Source organism: Pseudomonas sp. Q2-TVG4-2, assembly GCF_013620795.1.
GTDB lineage: Bacteria > Pseudomonadota > Gammaproteobacteria > Pseudomonadales > Pseudomonadaceae > Stutzerimonas.
Map to the genome: position 1 here is coordinate 825,221 of NZ_LGLW01000001.1, position 24,525 is coordinate 849,745.

16 protein-coding genes and 2 pseudogenes are annotated in these 24,525 nt (G+C 62.0%); 10 read left to right on the forward strand and 8 right to left on the reverse strand.

Features of this window, described 5'->3' with window-relative positions; translation table 11 throughout:
- The first annotated feature begins 19 nt into the window (after positions 1-19).
- Complete coding sequence (locus H3028_RS04075) at positions 20-1,912, forward strand: DUF294 nucleotidyltransferase-like domain-containing protein (protein ID WP_181295775.1); 1,893 nt, start codon at positions 20-22, stop codon at positions 1,910-1,912.
- Complete coding sequence (locus H3028_RS04080; protein ID WP_181295776.1) at positions 1,909-2,631, forward strand: 3'-5' exonuclease; 723 nt, start codon at positions 1,909-1,911, stop codon at positions 2,629-2,631. Before H3028_RS04075 ends, H3028_RS04080 begins: the two co-directional genes overlap by 4 nt.
- Positions 2,632-2,739: 108 nt before the next feature.
- Here the strand turns inward: H3028_RS04080 and H3028_RS04085 are convergent, their stop codons facing one another.
- Positions 2,740-4,380 carry a BCCT family transporter gene (locus tag H3028_RS04085; protein ID WP_181295777.1) on the reverse strand — a complete coding sequence of 547 codons (1,641 nt, stop codon included), beginning with the start codon at positions 4,378-4,380 and terminating at the stop codon, positions 2,740-2,742.
- A 403-nt stretch (positions 4,381-4,783) separates the two neighbouring features.
- On the opposite strand from H3028_RS04085, the pseudogene H3028_RS21205 reads away from it, so the two are divergent.
- A pseudogene (locus H3028_RS21205) lies at positions 4,784-4,912 on the forward strand (DUF488 domain-containing protein); the annotation flags it as partial.
- A gap of 6 nt (positions 4,913-4,918) precedes the next feature.
- Here H3028_RS21205 and H3028_RS04090 read toward each other — a convergent pair.
- Entirely contained in the window at positions 4,919-5,917 is a 999-nt protein-coding gene (locus tag H3028_RS04090; RefSeq protein WP_181295778.1) for a TRAP transporter substrate-binding protein, read from the reverse strand.
- Between the two features lie 356 nt (positions 5,918-6,273).
- Here H3028_RS04090 and H3028_RS04095 point away from each other — a divergent pair, with 356 nt between their 5' ends.
- The 3 genes from H3028_RS04095 (at position 6,274) to H3028_RS04105 (ending at position 13,133) form a co-directional block, all read left to right on the forward strand.
- Positions 6,274-7,212, forward strand: coding sequence for an NAD(P)/FAD-dependent oxidoreductase (locus H3028_RS04095; RefSeq protein WP_181295779.1), 939 nt, complete (start codon positions 6,274-6,276; stop codon positions 7,210-7,212).
- Positions 7,213-7,432: 220 nt separating this feature from the next.
- Positions 7,433-8,809 carry an L-serine ammonia-lyase gene (locus tag H3028_RS04100; protein WP_181295780.1) on the forward strand — a complete coding sequence of 459 codons (1,377 nt, stop codon included), beginning with the start codon at positions 7,433-7,435 and terminating at the stop codon, positions 8,807-8,809.
- 166 nt (positions 8,810-8,975) lie between these two features.
- Positions 8,976-13,133: a CheR family methyltransferase gene (locus tag H3028_RS04105; RefSeq protein ID WP_181295781.1), complete on the forward strand. Its 4,158-nt coding sequence runs from the start codon at positions 8,976-8,978 to the stop codon at positions 13,131-13,133.
- 82 nt (positions 13,134-13,215) lie between these two features.
- On the opposite strand, the gene H3028_RS04110 is transcribed toward H3028_RS04105, so the two are convergent.
- On the reverse strand, positions 13,216-14,772 hold the full coding sequence (locus H3028_RS04110) for a sigma-54-dependent transcriptional regulator (RefSeq protein WP_181295782.1): 1,557 nt from the start codon (positions 14,770-14,772) through the stop codon (positions 13,216-13,218).
- Positions 14,773-15,038: 266 nt separating this feature from the next.
- Between H3028_RS04110 and phhA the strand changes: the two genes are divergently transcribed.
- The 4 genes from phhA (at position 15,039) to H3028_RS04130 (ending at position 18,801) form a co-directional block, all read left to right on the forward strand.
- The gene (phhA, locus tag H3028_RS04115; RefSeq protein ID WP_181295783.1) at positions 15,039-15,824 is read left to right on the forward strand and encodes a phenylalanine 4-monooxygenase; all 786 of its coding nucleotides are present in this window, start codon (positions 15,039-15,041) and stop codon (positions 15,822-15,824) included.
- 162 nt (positions 15,825-15,986) lie between these two features.
- Positions 15,987-16,343, forward strand: a complete 357-nt coding sequence (locus H3028_RS04120) for a 4a-hydroxytetrahydrobiopterin dehydratase (protein ID WP_045430164.1) — start codon at positions 15,987-15,989, stop codon at positions 16,341-16,343.
- Positions 16,340-17,536, forward strand: coding sequence for an amino acid aminotransferase (locus H3028_RS04125; protein WP_181295784.1), 1,197 nt, complete (start codon positions 16,340-16,342; stop codon positions 17,534-17,536). The genes H3028_RS04120 and H3028_RS04125 overlap by 4 nt, the downstream gene beginning before the upstream one ends.
- A 440-nt stretch (positions 17,537-17,976) precedes the next feature.
- Positions 17,977-18,801 carry an EAL domain-containing protein gene (locus H3028_RS04130; protein WP_181295785.1) on the forward strand — a complete coding sequence of 275 codons (825 nt, stop codon included), beginning with the start codon at positions 17,977-17,979 and terminating at the stop codon, positions 18,799-18,801.
- A gap of 7 nt (positions 18,802-18,808) precedes the next feature.
- Here the strand turns inward: H3028_RS04130 and H3028_RS04135 are convergent, their stop codons facing one another.
- From H3028_RS04135 to maiA, 5 genes and pseudogenes are all read right to left on the reverse strand, one after another.
- On the reverse strand, positions 18,809-19,492 hold the full coding sequence (locus H3028_RS04135) for a type 1 glutamine amidotransferase domain-containing protein (RefSeq protein ID WP_181295786.1): 684 nt from the start codon (positions 19,490-19,492) through the stop codon (positions 18,809-18,811).
- A gap of 553 nt (positions 19,493-20,045) precedes the next feature.
- Positions 20,046-20,924 (reverse strand): methyl-accepting chemotaxis protein, encoded by an 879-nt coding sequence (locus H3028_RS21530; protein ID WP_375154392.1) that lies wholly within the window; start codon positions 20,922-20,924, stop codon positions 20,046-20,048.
- Positions 20,904-21,935 (reverse strand): annotated as a pseudogene (locus H3028_RS21535) (cache domain-containing protein); the annotation flags it as partial. The gene H3028_RS21530 and the pseudogene H3028_RS21535, both read right to left, overlap by 21 nt.
- Positions 21,936-22,213: 278 nt before the next feature.
- Positions 22,214-23,674 carry a sodium-dependent transporter gene (locus H3028_RS04145; RefSeq protein WP_181295788.1) on the reverse strand — a complete coding sequence of 487 codons (1,461 nt, stop codon included), beginning with the start codon at positions 23,672-23,674 and terminating at the stop codon, positions 22,214-22,216.
- Between the two features lie 82 nt (positions 23,675-23,756).
- A complete protein-coding gene (gene maiA / locus H3028_RS04150; protein ID WP_258237678.1) occupies positions 23,757-24,437 on the reverse strand; it encodes a maleylacetoacetate isomerase in 681 nt (226 codons plus the stop codon).
- Between the last annotated feature and the right edge of the window lie 88 nt (positions 24,438-24,525).

The window sequence follows — 24,525 nt, forward strand, 5'->3', positions numbered from 1 at the left end:
CGTGCGCCTGGGGACCCGAATGCAGGTCGAGCTGCTCGAGATACGCGACCACCTGAGTCGCTTCGCCCCCTTCGACGGGCTGCCGGACGATACCCTCGACGAGATCGCCCGGCAGGTCGAGGTCGGCTATTTCAAGGCCGGTAGCGATATCCTCCGCTACGGCGAACCGATCGAGGAACTGCACTACATCCGCAGCGGCGCGGTGGAGATCTACCGGCGCAACGGCGAACTGTACAACCGCCTGTCCGAGGGTGAGGTATTTGGCCAGTTCGGCCTGCTACGCGGACACAAGGTGCGTCTGCCGGCACGGGCGATCGAAGACAGCCTGATCTACTTCATCCCTGGCCAACTGTTCGAGCAGCTGTGCGAGGCCAATGACGCCTTCGCCGACTTCGTCGAGGCCGAGGGCCAGTCGCGCCTGAAGGTGGAAGAACCTCAGGGCAAGGCCAGCGAGCTGATGAAGATCAAGGTGCGCAAGCTGGTCACCCGACGCACCGTGAGCGTGCCGCTAGGCACCAGCGTGCAGGAGGCGGCACAGGTGATGACCGAACATGGCGTCTCTTCGCTGGTAATCTTCGGCCCGCCGGCGACCGCCGCCGAGTCGCCCAGCACTCAGATAATGGCCGGCATCACCACCGATCGCGACCTACGCATCCGGGTAATGGCCGAAGGTCTGCCGCTGGATACCCCGGTCGACGAGGTGATGTCGCCCAACCCGATCACCATCCAGGCCGACGACTCGGTATTCGAAGCGATGCTGTGCATGCTGCGCCACAACATCCATCACCTGCCGGTGATGCATCGTCAGCGCCCGGTCGGGGTGATCAACCTGTCGGACATCATCAAGTATGAATCGCAAAGCAGCCTGTACCTGGTAAACAGCATTTTCAATAAGCAATCGGTGGCCGAGTTGCAGGCTTTGCTGCCGGACCTGCGCGCCACCTTCCTGCGCATGGTCAACGAAGAAGCCACCGCACACATGATCGGCAGCGCCATGTCGGGGATCGGCCGCAGCCTGACTCATCGCCTGCTGGAGCTGGCCGAGCAGCGGCTGGGGCCGCCCCCGGTACCCTACTGCTACATGGTTTTGGGATCGATGGCGCGCGACGAGCAGCTGATCGTCACCGACCAGGACAACGCTCTGGTGCTCGACAACCGCTTCGATCCGCGAATCCACGACGAATACTTCCTCCAGCTGGCGAGTTTCGTCAGCGACGGCCTGGCGGCTTGTGGCTATAGCTACTGCAAGGGCGGGATCATGGCGAGCAACCCGAAATGGCGCCAGCCGTTGCGGGTCTGGAGAAGCTATTTCACCCAATGGATCGAGAAACCCAACCCGGAAACCCTGCTCAACAGCAACATCTTCTTTGACCTCGACAGCGCCTACGGCGAGGCCGGGCTGGTGGAAAACCTCAAGGACCTGATCGCGCAGAAAGCCAGCGGCAACCCGCTGTTTCTCGCCTACCTGGCGCGAAACGCGCTCAACCGCACGCCGCCGCTGGGCTTCTTCCGCACCTTCGTGATGGAGAAGGATGGCCAGCAGAACAACATCATCAACCTCAAGGGGCGCGGCACCGCGCCACTGACCGACCTGATCCGGGTGCACGCGCTGGCTGTCGGCTCCAAGGCCCAGAACTCGTTGGAACGCCTGGATGCCATCGCCGCCACCAAGTTACTGACCGAAGACGCCATCACCCAGCTGCGCAATGCCCTGGAGTTCCTCTCGATCGTGCGCATCCGCCATCAGGCCATGGACCTGCTAGAAGGACGCGAACCGGACAACTACATAGAACCGGAAAAGATCTCCGCCAACGAGCGGCACAACCTAAAGTCGGCTTTCCAGGTCTTGAGCAATGCGCAGCAGTTCCTGCGCTTCCGCTACCCCGGCCAACACCCAAACCGACCGCTATGAGGCGTAACGGACCCTCGGCAGCCCCTGACTGGCCAGGCCTATTCACCGAGCTGGCGCAGACGGCCCGTGATCCACGCCTGGCGCGCTTTTATCAAGCCGGCACGGTGAGCGCCGACACGCCGCTAGAGCAGGCGCCCTTGCTGGCACTGGACGTCGAGACGACCGGCCTGGATAGCCATCGCGACTCGATCGTCAGCCTCGGCCTGGTGCCCTTCGACCTGCGCCGCATCCGCTGCCGTGAGGCCAGCTACTGGGTCGTCAAACCGGTATGCGAACTGAGCAGCCAGTCGGTCACCTTCCACCACATCACCCACTCGGATGTCTGCGACGCACCGAGACTGGCCAACGTGCTCGACGAACTGCTCACCGTCATGGCCGGCAAGATCGTGGTGGTGCACTACCGCAACATCGAACGGGGCTTTCTCGACCAGGCAGTGCGCCACCTGCTCGGTGAAGGGCTGCAATTCCCGGTGATCGACACCATGCAGCTGGAAGCGTGCCTGCACCCGCGCCGGCGCCGATCGGACTGGCTGCGCCAGCTACTCGGCAAGCAGCCGCCGGTATCGATCCGCCTGGCCGATAGCCGTCTGCGCTATGGCTTGCCGCTCTACCAGGCCCACCATGCCCTGACCGATGCCCTGGCCACCGCCGAGCTGCTGCAGGCGCAGACGGCCAGGCACTATCCGCCGACGACGGCGGTGGGCGATCTCTGGAACTGAAAAGGCGCGACCGCTAACGGTCGCGCCTTCGACATCATGCTCACTGTCTGGGTAAAGGGCGATCAGGGCGCAGCCGCAATCGGATGCGCCGCAAATGCCTAAGCCAGGCTAGCGTGGCTCACTCATCAAGCCTTTGACGATAGACACGCAGCCCACCAGCAGAACGATGGTAAACGGCAGGCCGGTGGACACCGCCATGGCCTGCAGAGCGGCCAGGCCACCGCCGAGCAGCAGGGCGACGGCCACCACGCCTTCAAGGACCGCCCAGAAGGCCCGCTGCGGCACCGGTGCGTTGATCTTGCCGCCAGCGGTGATGGTGTCGATCACCAGGGAACCCGAGTCCGACGAGGTGACGAAGAACACCACCACCAATACGATTCCGATAAAGGAACTGATCTGGGTCAGCGGCAGCTCGCCGAGCATGGCAAACAGTTTCAATTCCAACGCCGCATCCTGCACCCCGGTGAAGCCATCGGTGGCCAACTGCCCCAAGGCTGTGCCGCCGAACGCGGTCATCCACAGTACCGAGACCAGCGACGGCACCAGCAACACCGAGATTAAGAATTCACGTACGGTGCGGCCGCGGCTGACCCGGGCGATGAACATACCGACGAACGGCGACCAGCTGATCCACCAGGCCCAATAGAACGCGGTCCAGCCCTGGCTGAAGTTGGCGTCGGCGCGGCCGACCGGGTTGGACAGCGCCGGCAGGTGTACCAGGTAGCTGCCCAGGTTACTGAAGAAGCCGGTGACGATCGCCAGGGTCGGCCCGGCGACGATGATGAACAGCAGCAACAGCAGGGCCAGCACCATGTTGATTTCCGACAGGCGCTTGACCCCCTTGTCCAACCCGGCCAGTACCGACATCAGGGCGATCAGGGTGATACCGGTAACCAGGAGCACCTTGCTGGTGTCGGTATTGGGCATACCGAACAGGAACTCGAGGCCGGCCGCCGCCTGCTGGGCACCCAGGCCCAGCGAGGTGGCCAGACCGAACAGGGTGGCGAATACCGCCAGGATATCGATCACATGGCCCGGCCAACCCCATACCCGCTCACCGAGCAGTGGGTAGAAGATCGAGCGGATGCTCAGCGGCAACCCCTTGTTGAAGGAGAACAGCGCCAGCGCCAAGGCCACAATGGCGTAGATCGCCCAGGGATGCAGACCCCAGTGGAAGATGGTGGCGGCCATGCTCAGGCTGGCGGCCGCCTGGGCATCGCCCGCAGCGGCGCCCAGCGGAGCCCAGTCGGTGCGTACACCGTTTTCCACAGTGGTTCCGCCCATGGCCGTGGAGAAATGCGACATGGGTTCGGCCACGCCGTAGAACATCAGGCCGATGCCCATGCCGGCGGCAAACAGCATGGAAAACCAGCCCGTATAGGAGTAATCCGGGGTCGCCTCCTTGCCGCCCAGGCGCACCCTGCCCAGCGGAGAAAGGATCAGCCCCAGGCACAGCAGGACGAAAATATTCGCCGAACCGAGGAAGAACCAGGCCAGGTTGCCGGTCAGCCAGTCGCGCACGGCGGTGAATAGTGGCTCGACCTCTTTTTGCAAGACGAGCGTCAGGATCACGAACACGACAATGGTCAGCGCAGAAATGCTGAACACCTTGCTGTGGATATCCAGAAACCTGCTCTTGATATTGTCCTGACCGATGACGTAGTCGGTGTCGATCAGATTGGCCGCTCCGGTCGGCGCGGGGATACTCTCCACGGACGCTGCCGTGTCTTGTCCGAGATTAGTTGCCACCTGCCGTTCTCCTTATTCTTGGTTGGCACGTCAACACACACGTACAAAGGGCTCTGCTCGATAATGCTAACAGCCAGGGTCCGATGCTTAACGGCCAAGACCGGCATCGACAATCTCAGAACCGTCATTTGCGAGTAGGGGGCTTGCCGTCGCTGGTCAGTTGATGTAGCGCCGCTCCGGCGCCGTGGCCGGTACAGGCGGCCCTCACCGGATAGGAACCAGCACGCCGCTGATGTCGGCATCGCCGACCTGCCCGCTGCCGGTCACGCCCTCGCTGCAGGCAACAAACACACGCTTCCGCGCCTGGTGCGCAGGCGCTGTGCTACGAACAACCCGGTGCTATCGATCGGTGGCGAGGCCTTCGCCGCGAAGACCGCGGCGTAGAAATGTTTTTCTCGACAGGCTCAGTATCATCCATCCCGCTCGCGACGAGCAGCAGAACAACGCGCGAGTACTGGCCGAATGGCAGGAGGAACAGCTGGAGCGACGGAGTGCGCCGAGCTCGCCGACCTGTTATGCCGGCGAGCTGTGAGACGGATCAGTGCTTGCGATTGACCGTCAGCGCGGCGCGGATCACATCGACGCCGATCTCCGCTTCATAGGATTTCCACACCGGCATCATCTTCTCGCGCCAGGCCTGGCGCTGCTCGGGCGTAAGCGTGACCAGCTTGCTGCTGCCACTGGCGAAAATCCGGTCGCGATCGCGCTGATTCAGCGCCGCGGCTTCGCGGTTTACTGCCTGGGTCACTTCCAGAACGATACCTTCGAGCTCTGAACGCACCGCAAATGGCATGCTCATCCAGAACTTCGAGTTGGTCACCAGCATATAGTTGAGCACGCCGTGGTTGCTCTCGGTGATGAACGGCTGAACGGTGTGCATCTGCTGGCTGACAATGTTCGACCAGGGATTTTCCGCGCCTTGGACGACGCCCGCCTTGAGTGACTTGTAAACATCGGCGAAGGGCAGCACCACCGGCTTTGCGCCAACCGCATTGAACTGCGCTTCCAGCACGGCCGATGGCTGAATACGGAATGCCAGCCCGGCGGCGTCCTCAGGCAAGCGCAGCGCCTGCGTAGCGGAAAGCTGCTTCAGGCCGTTGTTCCAATAGGCCAGACCATAGATACCCGAATCGGCCATGGAGCGCAGCAGGTCACGGCTCGTCTCGCGCTTCTGAAAGCGCTGAACGGCGGCCTGATCGTCGAACAGGAACGGCAGATCGAACACTTGCAGCTTCTTGGTGTACTTGCCGAACTTGGACAGCGACGGCGCCAGCATCTGGACCTCATTACTAAGCAACGCCTGCATCTCGTCGGCATCGCCGACCAACGTCGAGTTCGGGTAGACCTCGACCTTTACCTTGCCGGCCAGGCGCTCGTGTACCAGCGTCTGGAACAACAAGGCACCCTTGCCCTTGGGCGTGTCATCGGCCACCACGTGGGCGAACTTGATGACGAAGGGCTCTCCTTCGGCTGCTACAGCCGGGGTACTCAACCAACACAGGACTGCGATTAGCGCAGCAACACAAGACTTGAACATCTGCCCCCCACGGGAAAAGCTCGAATCGGGCGCTTCGTGAGCACCGTTCGGGTGGTTTATCGATTGCGATAGGTCTCGACTCGCGCGGCTGCGCGGCGGATCCATGTCGAACTTGGATGGCCCGCTCATCACGGCGACGGAGCGCCGGCGGCTGGCCTTTATTGGAATGCGGTATTGTAAAACACCGATGCTAGAGCGGTATCGCACGAAAGCGAGAGTCTTGGTCATAGGCGCACCTGATACAAGCGCGAGAAAGTCCAACCAGCTCTCAAAACAGCACATTGCATTGATCGGGCAAACAGAACTTCCCGCCATCGGCCGCTTCTACAGGCAACCACAAGCCGACGGGCAACGCCATGAACCAACACTCACCACAACCTACCCTGATCGACTGCCTGATCGTAGGTGGCGGCCCGGGCGGGCTGACCGCTGCGCTCTACCTGGCCCGCTTTCGCCGCAGCTGCCTGGTGGTAGACGCCGGCTCCAGCCGAGCTTCATGGATTCCACGTTCCCACAACTATCCAGGGTTCCCCCCGGGGATCAACGGCAACGATCTCCTCGTACGCCTGCGCGAGCAAGCCAGCGGCTACGGCGCCAGACTCGAGCACGGCCGGGTCGAGCACATCGAGCCGCATGCGGACGGGTTCAGCGTGCGCTACGGCGATCGAACCTGCGTCACCCGGCGAATCATCCTCGCCACCGGCATCGAGGACACACTGCCGGATATGCCGGAGGTCGAGCAGGCGATCGCTGAAGGCAAGGTGCGGTTGTGCGCTATCTGCGACGGCTATGAAGTCGATGGCGACAACGTCGCGGTCTATGGCGAGGCGGAAAACGCCATCAGCCACGCAGTGTTCCTGCGCACCTTCAGCGACCGCGTCACGGTGGTGGTACACGGCGAGCAGGATGCCTGTGATCAAGCCATCGCGCTGGCCGAACACTATGACATCCGCCTGATCAGCGACCGCGTTGAAGCGCTGCACCCCTGCGAAACGGGTATCGAGTTGATCACCCACAGCGGCGACACCCATCACTTCGATATCATCTACCCCAGCCTCGGCGCACGCTTTCGCTCGGAACTGGTTCTGCAGCTGGGCGCGGAGTGCGATGAATGTGGCGGTGTGCGGGTCGACGATCACCTGCAGACGTCGGTACGCGGACTCTATGCCATCGGCGACGTGACCATGGGTCTGAAACAGATCAGCGTCGCCATCGGTCAGGCCGCACAGGCGGCCACTGGGGTACACAACAGCCTGGAAGCCAACCCATGGGGCGGCTCGGCGGCGACTCGCTGAGCGCCGCTCTGCTCGGTCATATTCAGCGCGTGGGCGTGCCTTTTTTACTCGCCATGACGAAGCGCCGCCCGGTGGAGGGCAGCCCCGGCATCTGCCGAACCTGCTGACCGGTCCCGCCCCGAAAAACGCGGTAAGCGGCATGGCGAACATTCATTTACGGCGTTCAGAAATTTTCCGGCGGTCTAGGATGAATACAAAGCCTATTCACCTGGAGCACCGCATGTCACTCAGCGTTTTCGACCTGTTCAAGATCGGCATCGGACCGTCCAGTTCGCACACCGTGGGGCCGATGCGCGCGGCGTTGCGCTTCGCCGAAGGGCTAAAGCGTGACGATCTGCTGGGCGCCAGCGAGCATCTGAGAGTCGAGCTGTACGGCTCCCTCGGCGCCACTGGCAAGGGCCACGGCAGTGACAAGGCGGTGCTGCTCGGGCTCGAAGGCGACCTGCCCGAGGAGGTTGATACCGACACCATCCCACAGCGCATGGCAGCGATGCGTGAATCTCGCGAGCTGCGCCTGCTGGGTGAAAAAAGCATTCGCTTCGATACGAGCAGCGACCTGCAGTTCATCCGCAAACCGCTGGCCTTCCACCCCAACGGCATGATCTTCCGCGCCTTCGATGCGGCCGGGCTTCAACTGCGCAGCCGCGAGTACTACTCGGTGGGTGGCGGGTTCGTCGTCGACCAACAGGCCGCCGGCAACGATCGCATCGTCGAAGACAGCACGCCACTGCCCTACCCCTTTCACAGCGCCGCCGAACTGCTGGCGCTCTGCGGCGAACACGGGCTCTCCATCAGTGAGCTGATGCTGGCCAACGAGGCCGCCTGGCGCCCGGAAGCCGATACCCGCGCCGGCCTGCTGAAAATCTGGCGGGTGATGCAGGATTGCGTCAAGGCCGGCTGCCGCACCGAAGGCGTGATGCCCGGCGGCCTGAAGGTCCAGCGGCGCGCCGCCGGCCTGTACCGGCAACTCAGCGAACATCCAGAAGCCAATCTGAGCGACTCGCTCAACGTGCTGGACTGGGTCAACCTGTACGCATTGGCCGTCAACGAGGAAAATGCCGTCGGCGGTCGGGTGGTGACCGCGCCCACCAATGGCGCAGCGGGCATCATCCCGGCACTGCTGCATTACTACGCACGTTTCATCCGTGGCGCCAACGAGGACGGCGTGGTGCGCTTTCTACTCACCGCGGCGGCGATCGGCATCCTGTACAAGGAAAACGCGTCCATCTCCGGAGCGGAGGTAGGTTGTCAGGGCGAGGTCGGCGTGGCCTGCTCGATGGGTGCGGGGGCGTTGTGCGAAGTACTCGGTGGTACGGTAAGACAGGTCGAGAACGCCGCGGAAATCGGCATGGAACACAACCTCGGACTGACTTGCGATCCGGTTGGCGGGCTGGTGCAGGTGCCGTGCATCGAGCGCAACGCCATGGGCGCGGTCAAAGCCATCAACGCGGCGCGTATGGCACTGCGCGGCGACGGCAGCCATTTCATCTCGCTGGATAAGGTCATCCGCACCATGCGCCAGACCGGCGCCGACATGAAGAGCAAGTACAAGGAAACCGCCCGTGGCGGGCTGGCGGTCAACATCATCGAGTGCTGAAAGGGTCATGCTCATCGATTCACGCACATAGCGGCAATCGACACCCTCACGCTTTATCATCCTCTGCATGTCAGACGCCGGAGGAAGGAATTCGCACAACGGGTCTGCTGTCTTCTTCAAATGCCGCCAGAACACGAAAACGCCGGATCACCACGCCGAGGAACCGATGAATAGCCCCGAGCCTTCCACGCCGAAGAACACCCGCTTGGCCCGGAGCACGCTGGATTATCCCGTGGTTGGCATTGGCGCCTCGGCTGGTGGCCTGAAAGCGCTGATCACGTTTTTCGAGCAGATGCCCAGCGACTGCGGCATGGCTTTCGTGGTCATCATGCACCTGTCGCCCAAGCACGAAAGCAATGCGGACAAGATCCTCCAGAACGCCACCCGGATGCGCGTGCTGCAAGTCAACCAACCGGTGCCCATCGAGCAAAACCACGTCTATGTGATACCGCCGGCGATGGATCTGTCGATGAATGATGGCTATCTGCGCCTGGTGACACCCACCCGCGAACGCGGGCCGCAGGTGGCCATCGATCTGTTCTTCCGCGCACTGGCCGATGTCCACCATAGCCACGCGGTAGGCATTGTGCTTTCCGGCAGCGGTGCAGATGGCTCGGTCGGGCTTTCGCGCATCAAGGAACAGGGCGGCATCACCCTGGCGCAGCGCCCGGAAGATGCCGAGTATGATTCGATGCCGCTCAGCGCCATCGAAACCGGCATGGTCGATATCGTACTGCCGGTGGCGGAAATGCCGCAGCGGCTGGTGGAGCTGGCGCTCAATATGAAAGCACTGCTAGCACATCAGCAACCGATACCCTCGCCCGGCGAGACCGAGCAGGCGGGTGAAACCCAAGGCAAGCTTGAGCACACCCAGTCCAAACCCAACGAACGGGCACTGCAGGCGATACTCGCGTCGCTTCGCACCCGCACCGGCCATGACTTCCGGCACTACAAGCTCGCTACGGTATTGCGCCGCATCGAGCGGCGAATGCAGGTCAATGCCCTGCGCGACATGCCCAGCTACGCCAGATACCTGCAGGATCGTCCCGAGGAAACCCCGGCACTGCTGGCGGACATGCTGATCGGCGTGACCAATTTTTTCCGCGACCGAGAAGCGTTCGAGGCGCTGGAACGCGACATCATTCCGGCGCTGTTCGAGCGGAAGGCAGACTCCGAGGACAAGTCCCTGCGAATCTGGTCTGCGGCGTGCTCGTCTGGAGAGGAGGCCTATTCGCTGGCCATGCTCTTCTCAGATCAAGCCCACATCAGCGGGCCCAGCGCCGAGGTTCATCTGCAAGTGTTCGCCACCGACATTGATGATCGCTCCCTGGAGACCGCCCGCACCGGCGTCTATCCCGAAGCTATCGTGACCGACGTTGCGCCCGCCCGCCTGCGTCAGTACTTCATCAAGGAACAGAACCACTACCGCATGCAGAAGGAGTTGCGCGAACGCATCCTGTTCGCTCGTCACAACATTCTTCGAGACCCGCCGTTTTCCCGGCTTGATTTGATCTCGTGTCGCAACCTGATGATCTACCTCGACCGGGACATTCAGGTCGAGGTGTTGCGCATGTTCCATTTTGCGCTCAACGCCGGCGGGTACCTGTTTCTCGGCAGTTCCGAAACGGCGGACGCCTGCAGCCAGCTGTTCGAGCCGGTGGACAAGAAAAACCGCATCTACCGGGCCAAGAACGTCGCCTCCAATCTTCGCCGCGCGCCGGCAGGCCCATTCCAGCCTATCACCGCCACCCCGCTGAACGTGGCACCGCGCAACGAACCGCCCAGGCGCAACCGGAAATTCTCTTTTGCCGATGTGCATCAGCGGGCGCTCGAGCAATACGCCCCGCCCAGCGTGATCGTCAATCACGAGGCCGAGATCGTGCATATGTCCGACCGAGCCGGGAATTTCCTGCGCTATGTCGGCGGCGAGCCCTCGCTGAACCTGACCACGCTGGTCCATCCGCAACTCCGCCTCGAGCTGCGCACGGCGCTCTACCAAGCCACCCATACCGGTAAAAGCATCGAGGCGCGGCGGGTGCGGCTGGAGCGCGACGGCCGGCACTATTACGTGAACATGGTGGTGCGACCGTTCCGCGATAACGAAGCCGGTGGCCAGTACATGCTGGTGATCTTCGATGAAGTCGAAGACACCATGGATAGCAACACACTGACAAACGCCGATACCAAGGACAGCGTACTCACCCAGCTGGAAGCCGAACTGCAGCAGACCAAGGAACAGCTGCAGGTGACGATGGAGCACTCGGAAACTTCCACCGAGGAACTCCGCGCCTCGAACGAGGAGCTGCAGGCGATCAACGAAGAGCTGCGCTCGGCCACGGAGGAACTGGAAACCAGCAAGGAAGAGCTGCAATCGATCAACGAAGAGCTCACGACGGTCAACTACGAACTCAAAACCAAGGTCGACGAAACCAGCAAGATCAACGACGACCTGCAGAATCTGATCTCCTCGACCGACATCGCCACACTGTTCGTCGATCGCAGGATGCGCATCAAGTGGTTCACCCCTCGAGTGCGCGACATCTTCAACGTGATCGGCAACGACGCCGGACGCTCGCTGCTGGACATCACCCATCGCCTCGATTATCCGCAATTGCACAAGGACGCCATCGAGGCGTTCGAAGCGCTCCACCTGGTCGAGCGCGAGATCAGCAACCGCGACGGGAATCGCTGGTACCTGGCGCGGGTTCTGCCTTACCGGACCCTGGATGATCGTATCCAGGGAGCGGTCCTGACCTTCATCGACATCACCGACCGCCGCCGCGCCGAAGAGAGGGTGCGTGCCGGCGAGGCCCATTTGAAGCTACTGGCGCAGAGCACCAAGGGCTATGCCATCATCACCCTGGACTGCGACGGCATCATCACCACCTGGAACGTCGGCGCCGAACACATCTTTGGCTACACCGAGCAAGAAGCGATCGGTCAGTGCATCGACATGATCTACACCGCGGCGGACCGTCTAACCGGGGTGCCGGAAGCCGAGCGTAAACGCGCATTGGAGCAGGGGCAGGCCGCCGACGAACGATGGCATATACGCCGGGATGGCACGCAGTGCTTCTTCAGTGGCCTGGTCAATCCGCTGGTGGACCAGGCCGGAAAGGTGACAGGTTTCGCCAAGATTGCCCGCGACGTGACTGAGGATCGCCAGCGTAGCAACGATCAGCAAAGCGAACTGGAGATTACCCAGGCGGCCAATCAGCAGAAAGATCAATTCTTTGCGGTGCTCTCTCATGAGCTCAAGCACCCGCTCAACCTCATCCAGCTCAACACGGATCTGATCTCACGCTCCCAGGCGGCCAAAAGTGCACCAGGCCTGAGCAAGGCCACCCAGGCGATCCAGAATGCGGTGCGCAGCCAGTCGCGGATCATCGACGATCTGATGGACGTCTCTCGCATCCGTACCGGCAAGCTCAAACTCAACTTCGCCACGCTGCAGTACCAGGATGTGCTCAAGGGCATCGAAGCAGTATTCAGTCCACTGGCCCAGGTCGAAGGCGTTACTTTCGAGACTTTCAAGCCGGAACAGCCGATCTTTGTCCACGCCGATGCCACGCGGCTCGAACAGATCATCTGGAACCTGCTGAACAATGCCTGGAAGTTCACCAAGGGCGGCGAGCGCATCTGCATGCAACTGGAGCGCGATGGTGATCAGGCCCGGCTGGACGTGATCGATACCGGCGAAGGGATTTCTGCAGATTTCCTGCCTAAGGTTTTCGACATGTTCGGCCAAGCCGAAATGCAGCACGCCCAGCGCTCCAAGCATGGCCTGGGGATCGGCCTCGCCCTGGTCAAGCAGCTGGTGGAGGCACACGGTGGCCGTATCGATGCGTTCTCCGAAGGGCTTCGCCGGGGCGCACGCTTCAGTGTCTGGCTGCCGATGCACTTGCAGACCGAACTGGAGCTCAGCGAGATGGCCAACGCCAGCGAGGCCGGCGGACTGGCGGGCATCCGCATTCTGCTGGTGGACGACTCACCGGACATCCTCGACACCATGTGCGAACTGCTGGAAAGCGAAGGCGCCAACGTGGCGACCGCGAACGGCGGCGCGCAGGGCATCCAGCAGGCCGAGACCACTCGCTTCGACGTGATCGTCTCCGACATCGGCATGCCGGTCATCGACGGCCACAAAATGATGAGCGAGATACGCCGCGGCACCACCAACGCCGAGACCCCGAGCATCGCCCTGACCGGTTACGGGACCCTGCGCGACGTGGAGATGGCCAAGGCCGCAGGCTTTACCCTGCATTTGCGCAAGCCAATTGATCTGCAGGCGCTGATCGACGCCGTGACCCAGGCGGTGCATTAGATGCAACACGCCACGGCTCACTCTTCGTAGGAGCGAGCTTGCTCGCGATCCGGGGCGTTTATTGCCCCGCAATTTTGCAGCCTCAACCCTCCCTGCCAATCCCATACTCACGCAGCTTGTTGGCAATGGTGGTGTGTGAAACGCCCAGGCGCTTGCCCAGCAGGCGGCTGCTCGGGTGACGCTGGTAAAGCGCCTCCAGCACCGCCTTCTCGAAGCGCCCGACGATGCCATTCAGATCGCCCTCCAGGGAGAACTCGCCCAGTGGCTTTGGCGTACCGTAGTCCGGCAAGCGTATGTGTTCCGGTTTGATCACCCCGGCCTCGCACAGCGAAACTGCCTGAAACAGGGTGTTCTCCAGCTGCCGCACATTGCCCGGCCAGTGGTAGGCGGCCAGCCGTTCCAGCGCCTGCGCTGACAGGCTCGGCAGGGCGCAACCGATCTGCCGGCTGGCCTGATCGAGAAAGTGCAGCGCCAATGGCTCCAGCCCGTCCAGACACTCGCGAAGTGGCGGAATATGCAGCGACAGCACGTTGAGGCGGTGATAAAGATCCTGGCGGAATTCGCCCTTGGCACAGAGCTCGGACAGGTCCAGCTGAGTCGCGCAGATCACCCGCACGTCCAGGTAGACCTCCTCGTCGCTGCCGACCCGACGGAAGCAACCGTCCTGGAGAAAGCGCACCAGTTTTGCCTGCAAGCGCGTGCTCATCTCGCCCACGCCATCGAGAAACAGCGTGCCACCCGAGGTCAGCTCCAACAGGCCGAGCTTGCCTTCGGGACGTGCGCCTTCGAAGGCACCCGGGCCATAGCCGAACAGCTCGGTCTCGGCCATGGATTCCGGCAGGCCGGCGCAGTTCAGCGCCATGAACGGCGACTGCCCGCGTGGACTGGACAGATGACAGGCACGTGCCAGCAGCTCCTTGCCAGTACCGGTCTCGCCTTCGATCAACAACGGCGCGTCCAGCGGGGCCATGCGCCGGGCTTCACGAACCACGGCGGCCATCACCTTCGAACTCTGGAAAATGCTGTCGAAGCCGCGCAGTTCCTGCTTGCGCACATTGTAAATGCGCTCGCCGACGCGGTCGGCACGATGCAACGTGAGGACTGCGCCGGCCAGCGCCTCACGGTCGTCGTGCTCCGATTGCAGCGGGGCGATGTCCGCGAGAAACACGTCACCCTTGATGGTCACCCGCAGGCCGTTGATCCGCGCCTTGTTCGCCCGCACCAGCTCCGGCAGGTCGAAATCCTCGGCGTAGCGCGACAGGCTCATGCCCGGCACCTCATCCACCCGCACGCCGAGCAGCTGCGCCGCCGCGCGGTTGGCGGCAACGATGGCGCCGGCCATGTCGATGGACAGCACCGGAAATTCCAGCGCGCCGAGCAGCGCATTGAGTTCCAGCGAGTGACGCTCGCTGGGCATCAACCCGACCTTGCGCACCTCGAACACGCCTTGCAACGCCTCGATCTTCGGCCGCAGCGCCTGCAGCTGCAGGTTCATCAGGTTGGGGCAATGCAGGTAGACCGCATTGCCGTGCTCGCCGCCGACTTCGCCGCGCGCGACGTTGATGCCGTAATCCACCAGCAGCTCGAGCATGTCCCGAAGGATGCCGATGCGGTTCTGACAAAGAATCTTGATACGCATGCAAGGGTGCCTTTGGGCTTGTTGTTATGACCGGCGACGGACTTTCTGCGGATCGCCGTTGATTTTCGTCAAGATTATTTGACAGGCATGACGGCGAGCAAGGCGATTTTCATGCAATCTCGCCACATCGTAATTATTTCGTTACGGATAACCGGAGCGAACTGCCGCAGCTCGGCCGCGCACGGCTCGTCATAGGGGGCTCAACGCGATCAGATGAGGCATCCATAACAACAAGACTTACGCGGCCATCCCGCTCAGGAGGTCAGATGAAAGCTACGAAATACGTCGCCCGCGAATCGGATGCGCAAGGCCAGATTCACTACCCGGACGCCGAACATGCTGTCTGGCAGACCCTCATCGAGCGCCAGCTGAAGCTGCTCGACGGCCGCGCCTGCCAGGAGTACCTGGATGGCATCGAACAGCTCGCCCTGCCCCGTGATCGCATTCCTCAACTGGACGAGGTCAACCGTGTGCTGCAAGTCACCACCGGCTGGCAAGTGGCACGGGTACCCGCGTTGATTCCCTTCCAGACCTTTTTTGAACTGCTGGCGAGCAAACGCTTTCCGGTGGCCACCTTCATCCGCACCCCGGAAGAGCTGGACTACCTGCAGGAGCCGGACATCTTCCATGAGATCTTCGGCCACTGCCCGTTGCTGACCAACCCCTGGTTCGCCGAATTCACCCACACCTATGGCCAGCTTGGCCTTAAAGCGAGCAAGGAAGAACGCGTCTATCTGGCGCGGCTGTACTGGATGACCATCGAGTTCGGCCTTGTGGATACACCCGCCGGCCGGCGTATCTATGGCGGTGGCATCCTCTCCTCGCCGAAGGAAACGCTCTACAGCCTCTCTGATGAGCCCGAGCACCAAGCATTCGATGTGGTCGAAGCAATGCGTACGCCGTATCGCATCGACATCCTGCAGCCGGTCTATTTCATCCTGCCGGAGCTCAAGCGGCTGTTCGATGTGGCCCACGAAGACATCATGGCGCACGTGCGCCACGCCATGCAGCTGGGCCTGCACCAGCCGAAGTTTCCGCCAAAAGCGGCGTAGGGTGGATGACGCCGGAGGCTCATCCACGCGTTTACCGCTTCGGACGGCATCGCCGCTCGGCATCGTGATGGCCCAAACCGACGCGTGGAAAACGCTTCGCGGTTTTCCACCCTACGCTGCTCACGAACCATGCTTTTTAACCAACCGATCAAGGACCAAACCATGACTGCTCTCACCCAAGCCCACTGCGAAGCCTGCCGCGCCGACGCTCCCAAGGTTTCCGATGACGAACTGGCCGAACTGATCAAGCAGATCCCGGACTGGAACATCGAGACCCGCGATGGCCACATGGAGTTGGAGAAAGTTTTCCTGTTCAAGAACTTCCGCCACGCCCTGGCCTTCACCAATGCCGTTGGCGAAATTGCCGAAGCTGAAGGTCACCATCCAGGTCTGCTCACCGAGTGGGGCAAGGTCACCGTCACCTGGTGGAGCCACTCGATCAAGGGCCTGCATCGCAACGATTTCATCATGGCCGCGCGCACCGACGAGGTCGCCAAAACCGCTGAGGGCCGCAAGTGAAGCATTTCCGCGATGTGGCTCGGGTCCCCGGCGATCCGATTCTGGGCTTGCTCGACGCCTACCGCGCCGACCCGAACCCAGCCAAGCTTGATCTGGGCGTCGGCGTCTACAAGGACGCCCTAGGCCTGACGCCTATCCCCAAGGCGGTCAAACTGGCCGAGCAACGGCTGATCGACAGCGAAAAGACCAAGAGCTACATCGGTGGCCATGGTGATCCTCTATTCGGCGAGCAACTGCTGCGCCTGGTCCTTGGCGAAAGCTCGCCCGCCTTGATCGAAAACCGTGCCGGCTGCACCCAGACACCCGGCGGCACCGGTGCGCTGCGGCTGGCTGGTGACTTCATCGCAAAGTGCCTGCCGGGTCGCAGTCTCTGGCTCAGCGACCCGACCTGGCCGATCCACGAAACCCTGTTCGCCGCAGCTCGACTCACTGTCGAGCACTACCCCTACGTGAACGCGCAGAACCAGCTGGACGTGCCGGCGATGCTCGCCGCACTGGAGCACATTCCGGCCGGCGACGTGGTCTTGCTGCACGCCTGCTGCCACAACCCTACCGGCTATGACCTGGGCCAGGACGACTGGCGCCAGGTGCTGGAAATCGTCCGCAAGCGTGAGCTGCTGCCATTGTTCGACTTCGCCTATCAGGGCTTCGGTGACGGATTGGACGAGGACGCCTGGGCCGTGAGGCTATTTGTCGAAGCGCTGCCAGAAGTGCTGATCACCAGCTCCTGCTCGAAGAACTTCGGGCTCTATCGCGAGCGCACCGGTGCACTGATCGCGATCACCGCCGACGAGCAGTCGCTGATCGACGTACGCAGCCAGTTCGCCTCGGTGGCGCGAAACCTCTGGTCAACGCCCCCCGCCCACGGCGCCGCGGTGGTGGCAACGATCCTGGCCAACAGCGAACTGAGCCAACTCTGGCAACAGGAGGTCGCGGCCAAGCGCGAGCGCATCGCCGGGTTGCGCCAGGGACTGGTCGAAGCCCTCGCACCGCACGGACTGGCCGAGCGTTTCGCGCATATCGCCCGCCAGCGCGGCATGTTCTCCTACACCGGCCTGACTGCCGAGCAGGTGTTGCGTCTGCGCGCCGAGGACGCCGTGTATCTGGTGGAAAGCGGGCGCGCCAATATCGCCGGCCTGGATGCCGAACGTCTGGATCAACTCGCAGCGGCGATCGCACGTGTAGTGGTCTGAGCAGAGCTCGAAGATCGGGGCGGCCACAGCCTACCTGCCGCACCGGGTGATAGGAGGGCCATGCATCGACAGTGGACATCGCTGACGTTTCGACCAGGCGCTTGCAGTCGAGGCGCTCTCCACCAGCTTTCCCGTCACCTGCGCCCCAACGGAGGCCATACCGTGCCACCGCACCTGAGAACAAAGTCCGGCGCAGGCAAGCGTTGCTCATCATGTGACGCTGCCAGCCGGGTAGAACAGCGTGGCGTTTGAGAGCGTATGCGGAACTCAAACTGGAACAATCAATCATAGCAACTAGCCATTACAGCGCTAGATTTCTCACCTACTATGACGCCTGATGAGCTGTTCCGCAGTGACTGGCCGGTCCGGTGATGAACGGGCGTCAGCGCCAGCCGGGGCGGCCGCTATCTTCCAGCAACAGGTTTCGAACGAGCTCGCCCATGATCCACAGCAACACTGTCGATAATCCTGCTCCCCATGAGTACGCCTGCCATTCGGCCGGTGAACATGGAGGATGCCCTAGCTGTGCCAGCGGCGAGCGCCTCGGTTTTAGCTTCAGCTACGCCTATCAGCCGATCATCGACATCGAGGCGCGCCAGATTTTCGCTCACGAAGCGCTGGTGCGCGGTACCGGTGGCGAGCCGGCACCCAGTGTGCTGTCGCAGGTGACCGGGGATAACCGTTTCCGTTTCGACCAGGCCTGTCGGGTCAAGGCGATCAAAATGGCCGCCAAACTCGAGATGCAAAGCAGGCTGTCGATCAACTTCATGCCCAACGCCATCTACCGGCCAGAGCTGTGCATTCGCTCGACACTGGAAGCGGCTCGCGCCCATGGTTTTCCGGTCGAGCGGATCATCTTCGAGACCGTCGAGGGCGAGCGCGTTAGCGATGCCAAGTGGCTGGCCGAGGTACTGCGCGAGTACCAGCGCATCGGCTTCCTCACCGCCATAGACGACTTCGGTGCCGGCTTCGCCGGTCTCAACCTGCTCGCCGATTTCCAGCCGGACATCATCAAGCTGGATATGGAACTGATCCGTGGCATCGACCAGAGCTGCGCGCGTCAGGCCATCGTCAGGGCGACGGTTGCGATGTGTCAGGAACTGGGCATCAAGGTGATTGGCGAAGGCGTGGAAACCTGGGATGAGTACAGTGCCCTGCACGACCTGGGGATCAGCCTGATGCAGGGCTACCTGTTCAGCAAGCCACTGTTCGAAGCCTGCGCTCAGGCCGATTCCCTGACCTGGCCGAGCGGCCGGCCAAGCTGAAGGGTCATCAGCCGGTCTTCACCAGTTTGAGCAGTTCTCGTGCGCCCTCTTCGGACGATGCGGGATTTTGCCCGGTGACCAGCAGGCCATCGACCAGCACGTAGGACGACCAGTCCGGACCCTTGCTGTACTCACCGCCAAGCTCCTTGAGTTTGTCTTCCAGCAGAAAGGGCACCACCTTGGTGAGCTGCACGGCTTCCTCCTCGGTGTTGGTGAAACCAGTCACTCGCTTGCCCTTGACCAGATATTCCCCATCCTCGCCACGGACCCCGACCAGAGCCGCCGGCGCGTGACAGACCGCAGCCACCGGTTTGCCCGCTTTGATGAAGGACTCGATCAACGCAATCGATGTCGGGCTGGCGGAGAGGTCCCACATCGGGCCGTGACCACCGGGATAGAACACCGCATCGAAATCCTGCGCAGATACATCTCCCAGCTTGCGAGTGCTGGCCAGCAATGATCTGGCTTCAGTATCGTCGTTGAATCGCCGGGTCATCTCGGTCTGCGCATCCGGTTCGTCGCTCTTCGGATCGAGTGGTGGCTGCCCACCCTTCGGCGAGGCCAGGACGATCTCGGCGCCGGCGTCCTTGAATACGTAGTAAGGCGCAGCGAATTCCTCCAGCCAGAAGCCGGTCGGCTTGCCGGTGTCACCGAGTGTGTCGTGAGATGTCAGCACGATGAGAACTTTCATGGAATCTCCTGTTATCTGGGGCCCTTCGATCGCGGGCCGTGGTTCATCTCGACCATGGGTGAATGGAATCGATCGATTGGCGTGGCCCGTGTACCTTCTTCGTGCTGCGTGGCGAGTTGTAGGGCGGAAAACTGCGAAGCATTTTCCACCGAGACCGACACGGGACCGGAAGCTACCTGCGCCCGTGAAAATCGGTGGGTAAGCTTCGCGTTACCACCCTACGGCAGGGCCGTACAACCGCTTCGTTGCACGACCCATCAGGCACCACCGAATCGGCCCTTTCTGGAGGCCGAGCGCAGGTGGCGAGGAAGGGGTTGAGCGGCACGGATGCCGCGAGAGCCCCCTGGAACGTCACCGGCGAAGCCGGGGCCGGATGCAGGGGCAAGCGTTTTTGCTTACTTTTTTGGGGCCGGCCATCCGACGTTTGAAAAAAGCGAGTCGCCCAGCAGGGCGAAACCAATGCCTCAGCCAACCCCGACAATAGGCCAGCCTAAAAAAGCCCACCAGCGCCCACAAAAAAGGGCGCCGAAGCGCCCCTATGACACCGAACCAATCAGATCCGGAAGCTACCCACCAGCTGCTTCAGCCGCGCAGCCTGCTGATCGAGGTCGCCACAGGCGCGCAGGGTCAACTGCAGGTTTTCCACACCTTGCTGGTTGAGGGTGTTGATCTCGGTGATGTCCATGTTCAGCGACTCGATCACCGAAGTCTGTTCTTCCGTGGCGGTGGCCACCGATTGGTTCATCGCATCGATCTCGCCAATGCTCTGAGTCACGCTACTGAGGCGCTCGCCGGCACGGTTGGCGATGCCCACGCTGGCTTCACTCTGGCGCTGGCTTTCGGTCATGGTGGCGACCGAATTACGCGCGCCGACTTGCAGCTTCTCGATCATGCCGTGGATTTCCTGTGCCGAGGCCTGGGTGCGATGCGCCAGGCTGCGCACCTCGTCGGCGACCACCGCAAACCCGCGCCCGGCTTCCCCGGCGCGTGCTGCTTCGATGGCAGCGTTGAGCGCCAGCAGATTGGTCTGCTCGGAGATGCCCTTGATCACGTCGAGGATCTGGCCGATGCCGACGGTCTGGCTGTTAAGGGCCTCAATCTGTGCACAGGACGCGCTGATGTTGCTCGACAGTTGCTTCATCGCCTCGATGTTCTGCTCCACCACCGTGCGTCCATCTTCGGCCTGATGGCTGGCACCGCTGGCCTGCTGCGAGGCATCAGCCGCGTTGCGGGCGATCTCCTGGGCAGCCGCGCCAAGCTGATTGATCGCCGCCGCCACGCTGTTGGTTCGGCTGGCCTGTTCATCTGAGTTTTGCATGGACGAATTGGAAGCCGTCAGCACACGTTTGGCGACCTCATTGACCTGTTCGGTGGCCGATGACACATCCCGGATCGAGCCGTGGATACGCTCGACGAACCGGTTGAACGCCATGGCCAGAACACCGAATTCATCGTTCGACTCGACTTTGAGCCGGCGCGTGAGGTCGCCCTCGCCCGCAGCGATGTTTTCCATCGCTTGACCCATGTCAGTCAGCGGGCGCATCAGCACGCGGATCAGCATGCCCAGCAGCAGCATAATGAAAACCACGGCAATGACGGTGGCGAGTACCGCCGTGGTACGGAAGCTGGACAACGCGGCATAGGCTTTGTCCTTATCCACCGAGACACCAACATACCAGCTCACCGAAGGCAACCCGCCCACAGGGCTGAAGCTGACAATACGGGTCTCGCCGTCGCGCTTTGCTTCGCTGACACCACGGCTCAGCGCCGGGGTATTTTCCGGATAGAGATCGCGCAGCGACTTCATCACCTGGGTCTTGTCCGGATGCACCAGGACTTTGCCATCATCACTGACCAGGAAGGCATAGCCCATGCCGTCGAAATCTAGCGTATTGATGATGTCCACCAGTGCCTTAAGGCCCAGGTCGCCACCAACCACGCCAATTGTCCGATTCGAACTTTTCGCCGGTGTTGCAACGGTGACGACCAACTGGCCGGTCGCCGCATCGACATAGGGTTCGGTCAGAGTCGTGCCGCCAGCCGCCACCGCATCCTTGTACCAGGGCCGGGTGCGTGGGTCGTAGTCGGCTGGCATGTCGTCCTCAGGACGCATGGTGAACTGACCATCCTGATCGCCGAGATAAACGAAGTTGAACGTCGAGGTCAGTGCTCGCTGCTCGAGGAGCTGGATCACTCGCTCGTTCGAGCTGTCGTTGGCGATCGTCTGCGCAGCGCCTTCTACCAGCAAGATGCGGCCGGAGAGCCAGTTCTGGATGTTGTGAGCCGTAATTTCGCCCATTTCCTCCAGGTAGCTTTCCAGGTTGTCGCGGATGGCGTTGCGCTGCAGATAATCGTTGTAGAGCGTGAACAAAGTGAAGGTCGCGATCACTACGAGTGACGCGGCCAGGAGAATCTTGTGGCTGAATTTGAGACGGCTAGGCATGGGGCAAGTCCGGATCGGATCTGATCGAATCGGCAATCCCTGGCCTGGGTGAGCATCGTTGCGTTACACCCGTGGTGTCGGCTGGAGCCAACGGATCTTTAACCCAGAGGCGTCGTCGGAATTGGCCAGAGCCCCCGTAAGCCGTGCGTTTCAGCGGTTCCGGCGCGGTATCTGACACATCCCGTATCACTTCGCTGACTGGCCTTTCGCCACAAACAAAAACGGCACACCCGTTGCCGAATGTGCCGTTCTGCTACCCACCAGATCGGTGGGCGAACTTATCGCCCGGCCAGCGCCGGCATGACGCGTGGACGCAGACCCTCGCCGAGGATGGTCAGCGCACCGATGGCGCCGGCAATCCAGTACCAGCGCGCCAGTGGGTCGAAGCCCAGCCAGCCGAGGGCATGCAGGAAGACCATGGTGATCAGCACCGGGCAGACATAGCGCACCATGAACAGCCACAGCGCGTAACCCAGCGGTGGCAGATCCAGCTCATCACGCATGATCTCGCTGCGCAGCACGTAGCCGGCGAAGATCACGATGAAAATTCCGCCCAGCGGCATCATCCAACGCGAGGTCAGGTAGTCCAGCCAATCGAAGAAGTTCTTGCCCATCGGCGTCCAACCGGCCATCAGGTTGAACGAGAGCATCGCCAGCAGGCTGATCACCAGCAGTACGGTGCCTGCACCCATGGCGGCCTTGAGACGGCTGATGCCATGTTTTTCGTTGAGGTAGGCCACGGTGGCCTCGATCATCGAAATCGCCGACGTCAGCGCCGCAATCGACACCATGGCAAAGAACAGCGTGCCGAACAGCGTACCGAAGGGCATCTGCTGGAAGGCCAGCGGCAGGCTCATGAAGATCAGACCGGGGCCGGCGGTCGGGTCCATGCCGTTGGCAAAGATGATCGGGAAGATCGCCAGGCCCGCCAGCAGCGCCACGCAGGTATCGGCGATGGCGACCATGAAGGTGGTCCGTGCGATGGATTGACCGTCAGGGATGTAGGAGCCGTAGGTGAGGATGGCGCCGGACGCCAGACTCAGGGTGAAGAAAGCATGGCCGAGCGCGGCCAGCAGCGCTTCACCGGTGAGTTTGGAGGTATCGAAGCTGAACAGGAAGGCGAACCCTTGATCGAAGCCGCCGCTGGTAAAGGCATAGCCGACCAGGATCAGCAGCATCACCGCCAGGCCCGGCATCATCCAGCGCACCGCACTTTCGATGCCCTGCTGCACGCCCTTGGCCACGATCCATAGCGTCAGCAACGCCACCAGTACACTCCAACCGCCAAGCTGCCAGGGATTGGCGTTGTGCGCCTCGAACACCTGCGCCAGCCCATCCACGGAACTGGCCGCGAGCGAGCCGTCGAGCATCTTGACGGTATAGGCAAACGCCCAGCCGGCCACCACTACATAGAAACAGAGAATCAGGAAGCCGGCCGCCATGGCCATGCCGCCGACGCCCTTCCACAACGGACTGCTGCCGTTCTCGCGCACTGCACGGCCTATGGCGTCGATGGGGCTGCCACGGCCGCGGCGGCCGATGGCGATCTCGGTCATCATTACCGGAATGCCGATGGCCAGGATGCACGCCAGGTACATCAGCACGAAAGCGCCACCGCCGTATTCGCCGGTAATGTAGGGAAATTTCCAGATATTGCCGAGGCCGACGGCCGAACCGGTCGCAGCGAGAATGAAGCCCCAGCGGGAGAGCCAAAGGTTCTTGGGTTTTTCACGGGTCATGCGTCACCTGTTTGTTGTTATCTGTGACGGAATCGAACCCGCCGCGCTCGTGGCGCGACGGAGTGGCAAGGCGGATCAACCTTTATTGAGCGTCGGGCTGCACCTCCGGAGCTGCTTTGGCAAAAGCTTCGAGGGTTTCGCACTGCTCGGTCATCTGCAAAATGCGTGGATACGCACTGAGGTCACAGGAAAAACGGCGCGCATTGTATACCTGTGGAACCAGGCACGCCTCCAGATAACCCGGCCGCCTGCCGAGTGACAGCTTGCCGTCGAACGCGGCCAGCCCCTGCTCGACACCGGCGAGGCCCGTGGAGATCCAGTGACGGATCCACTGCTGCTTGGTCTCATCCTCGACGCCCAGCGTGCCGCTAAGGTATTGCAGCACCCGCAGATTGTTCAGCGGATGCAAGTCACAGGCGATGTGCAATGCCAGCGAACGCACTCGCGCACGATCGGCTGGATCGTCCGGCAGCAAGGCCGGGAGCGGGAAGACCTCTTCCAGGTATTCGATGATCGCCAGCGACTGGCTGATGCGCTCGTGGCCATCGACCAGAAGCGGCACCAGCTCCTGAGGGTTGAGCGTCTTGTAGTCGGCCGAATGCTGCTGACCGCCATCCTTGACCAGATGTACCGGCAAATTCTCGAACGCCAATCCCTTGAGGTTCAACGCGATGCGCACCCGGTAGGCAGCGCTGGAACGCCAGTAACCGTAGAGCTTCAGCGTGGGTGGCGAATCGTTCGTCATGGTTGTTTCACTGCTCATAACGCTCCCAGTACTTGCTTTCTTCTGGCGGGCAAATTCCCGTAATCATTCGACCAACCCCGCAGACGGTAGCCATAGAGGATCTCCT

Excerpts from the sequence above, each read along its gene's own strand:
- maiA (WP_258237678.1), bottom strand. The coding sequence starts at position 24,437 with ATGAGCAGTGAAACAACCATGACGAACGATTCGCCACCCACGCTGAAG.
- H3028_RS04080 (WP_181295776.1), top strand. The coding sequence starts at position 1,909 with ATGAGGCGTAACGGACCCTCGGCAGCCCCTGACTGGCCAGGCCTATTC.
- H3028_RS04095 (WP_181295779.1), top strand. The coding sequence starts at position 6,274 with ATGAACCAACACTCACCACAACCTACCCTGATCGACTGCCTGATCGTA.
- H3028_RS04145 (WP_181295788.1), bottom strand. The coding sequence starts at position 23,674 with ATGACCCGTGAAAAACCCAAGAACCTTTGGCTCTCCCGCTGGGGCTTC.
- H3028_RS04100 (WP_181295780.1), top strand. The coding sequence starts at position 7,433 with ATGTCACTCAGCGTTTTCGACCTGTTCAAGATCGGCATCGGACCGTCC.
- H3028_RS04105 (WP_181295781.1), top strand. The coding sequence starts at position 8,976 with ATGAATAGCCCCGAGCCTTCCACGCCGAAGAACACCCGCTTGGCCCGG.
- H3028_RS04075 (WP_181295775.1), top strand. The coding sequence starts at position 20 with ATGCAGGTCGAGCTGCTCGAGATACGCGACCACCTGAGTCGCTTCGCC.
- H3028_RS21530 (WP_375154392.1), bottom strand. The coding sequence starts at position 20,924 with ATGGCGTTCAACCGGTTCGTCGAGCGTATCCACGGCTCGATCCGGGAT.
- H3028_RS04110 (WP_181295782.1), bottom strand. The coding sequence starts at position 14,772 with ATGCGTATCAAGATTCTTTGTCAGAACCGCATCGGCATCCTTCGGGAC.
- H3028_RS04120 (WP_045430164.1), top strand. The coding sequence starts at position 15,987 with ATGACTGCTCTCACCCAAGCCCACTGCGAAGCCTGCCGCGCCGACGCT.
- H3028_RS04135 (WP_181295786.1), bottom strand. The coding sequence starts at position 19,492 with ATGAAAGTTCTCATCGTGCTGACATCTCACGACACACTCGGTGACACC.
- phhA (WP_181295783.1), top strand. The coding sequence starts at position 15,039 with ATGAAAGCTACGAAATACGTCGCCCGCGAATCGGATGCGCAAGGCCAG.
- H3028_RS04090 (WP_181295778.1), bottom strand. The coding sequence starts at position 5,917 with ATGTTCAAGTCTTGTGTTGCTGCGCTAATCGCAGTCCTGTGTTGGTTG.
- H3028_RS04130 (WP_181295785.1), top strand. The coding sequence starts at position 17,977 with ATGATCCACAGCAACACTGTCGATAATCCTGCTCCCCATGAGTACGCC.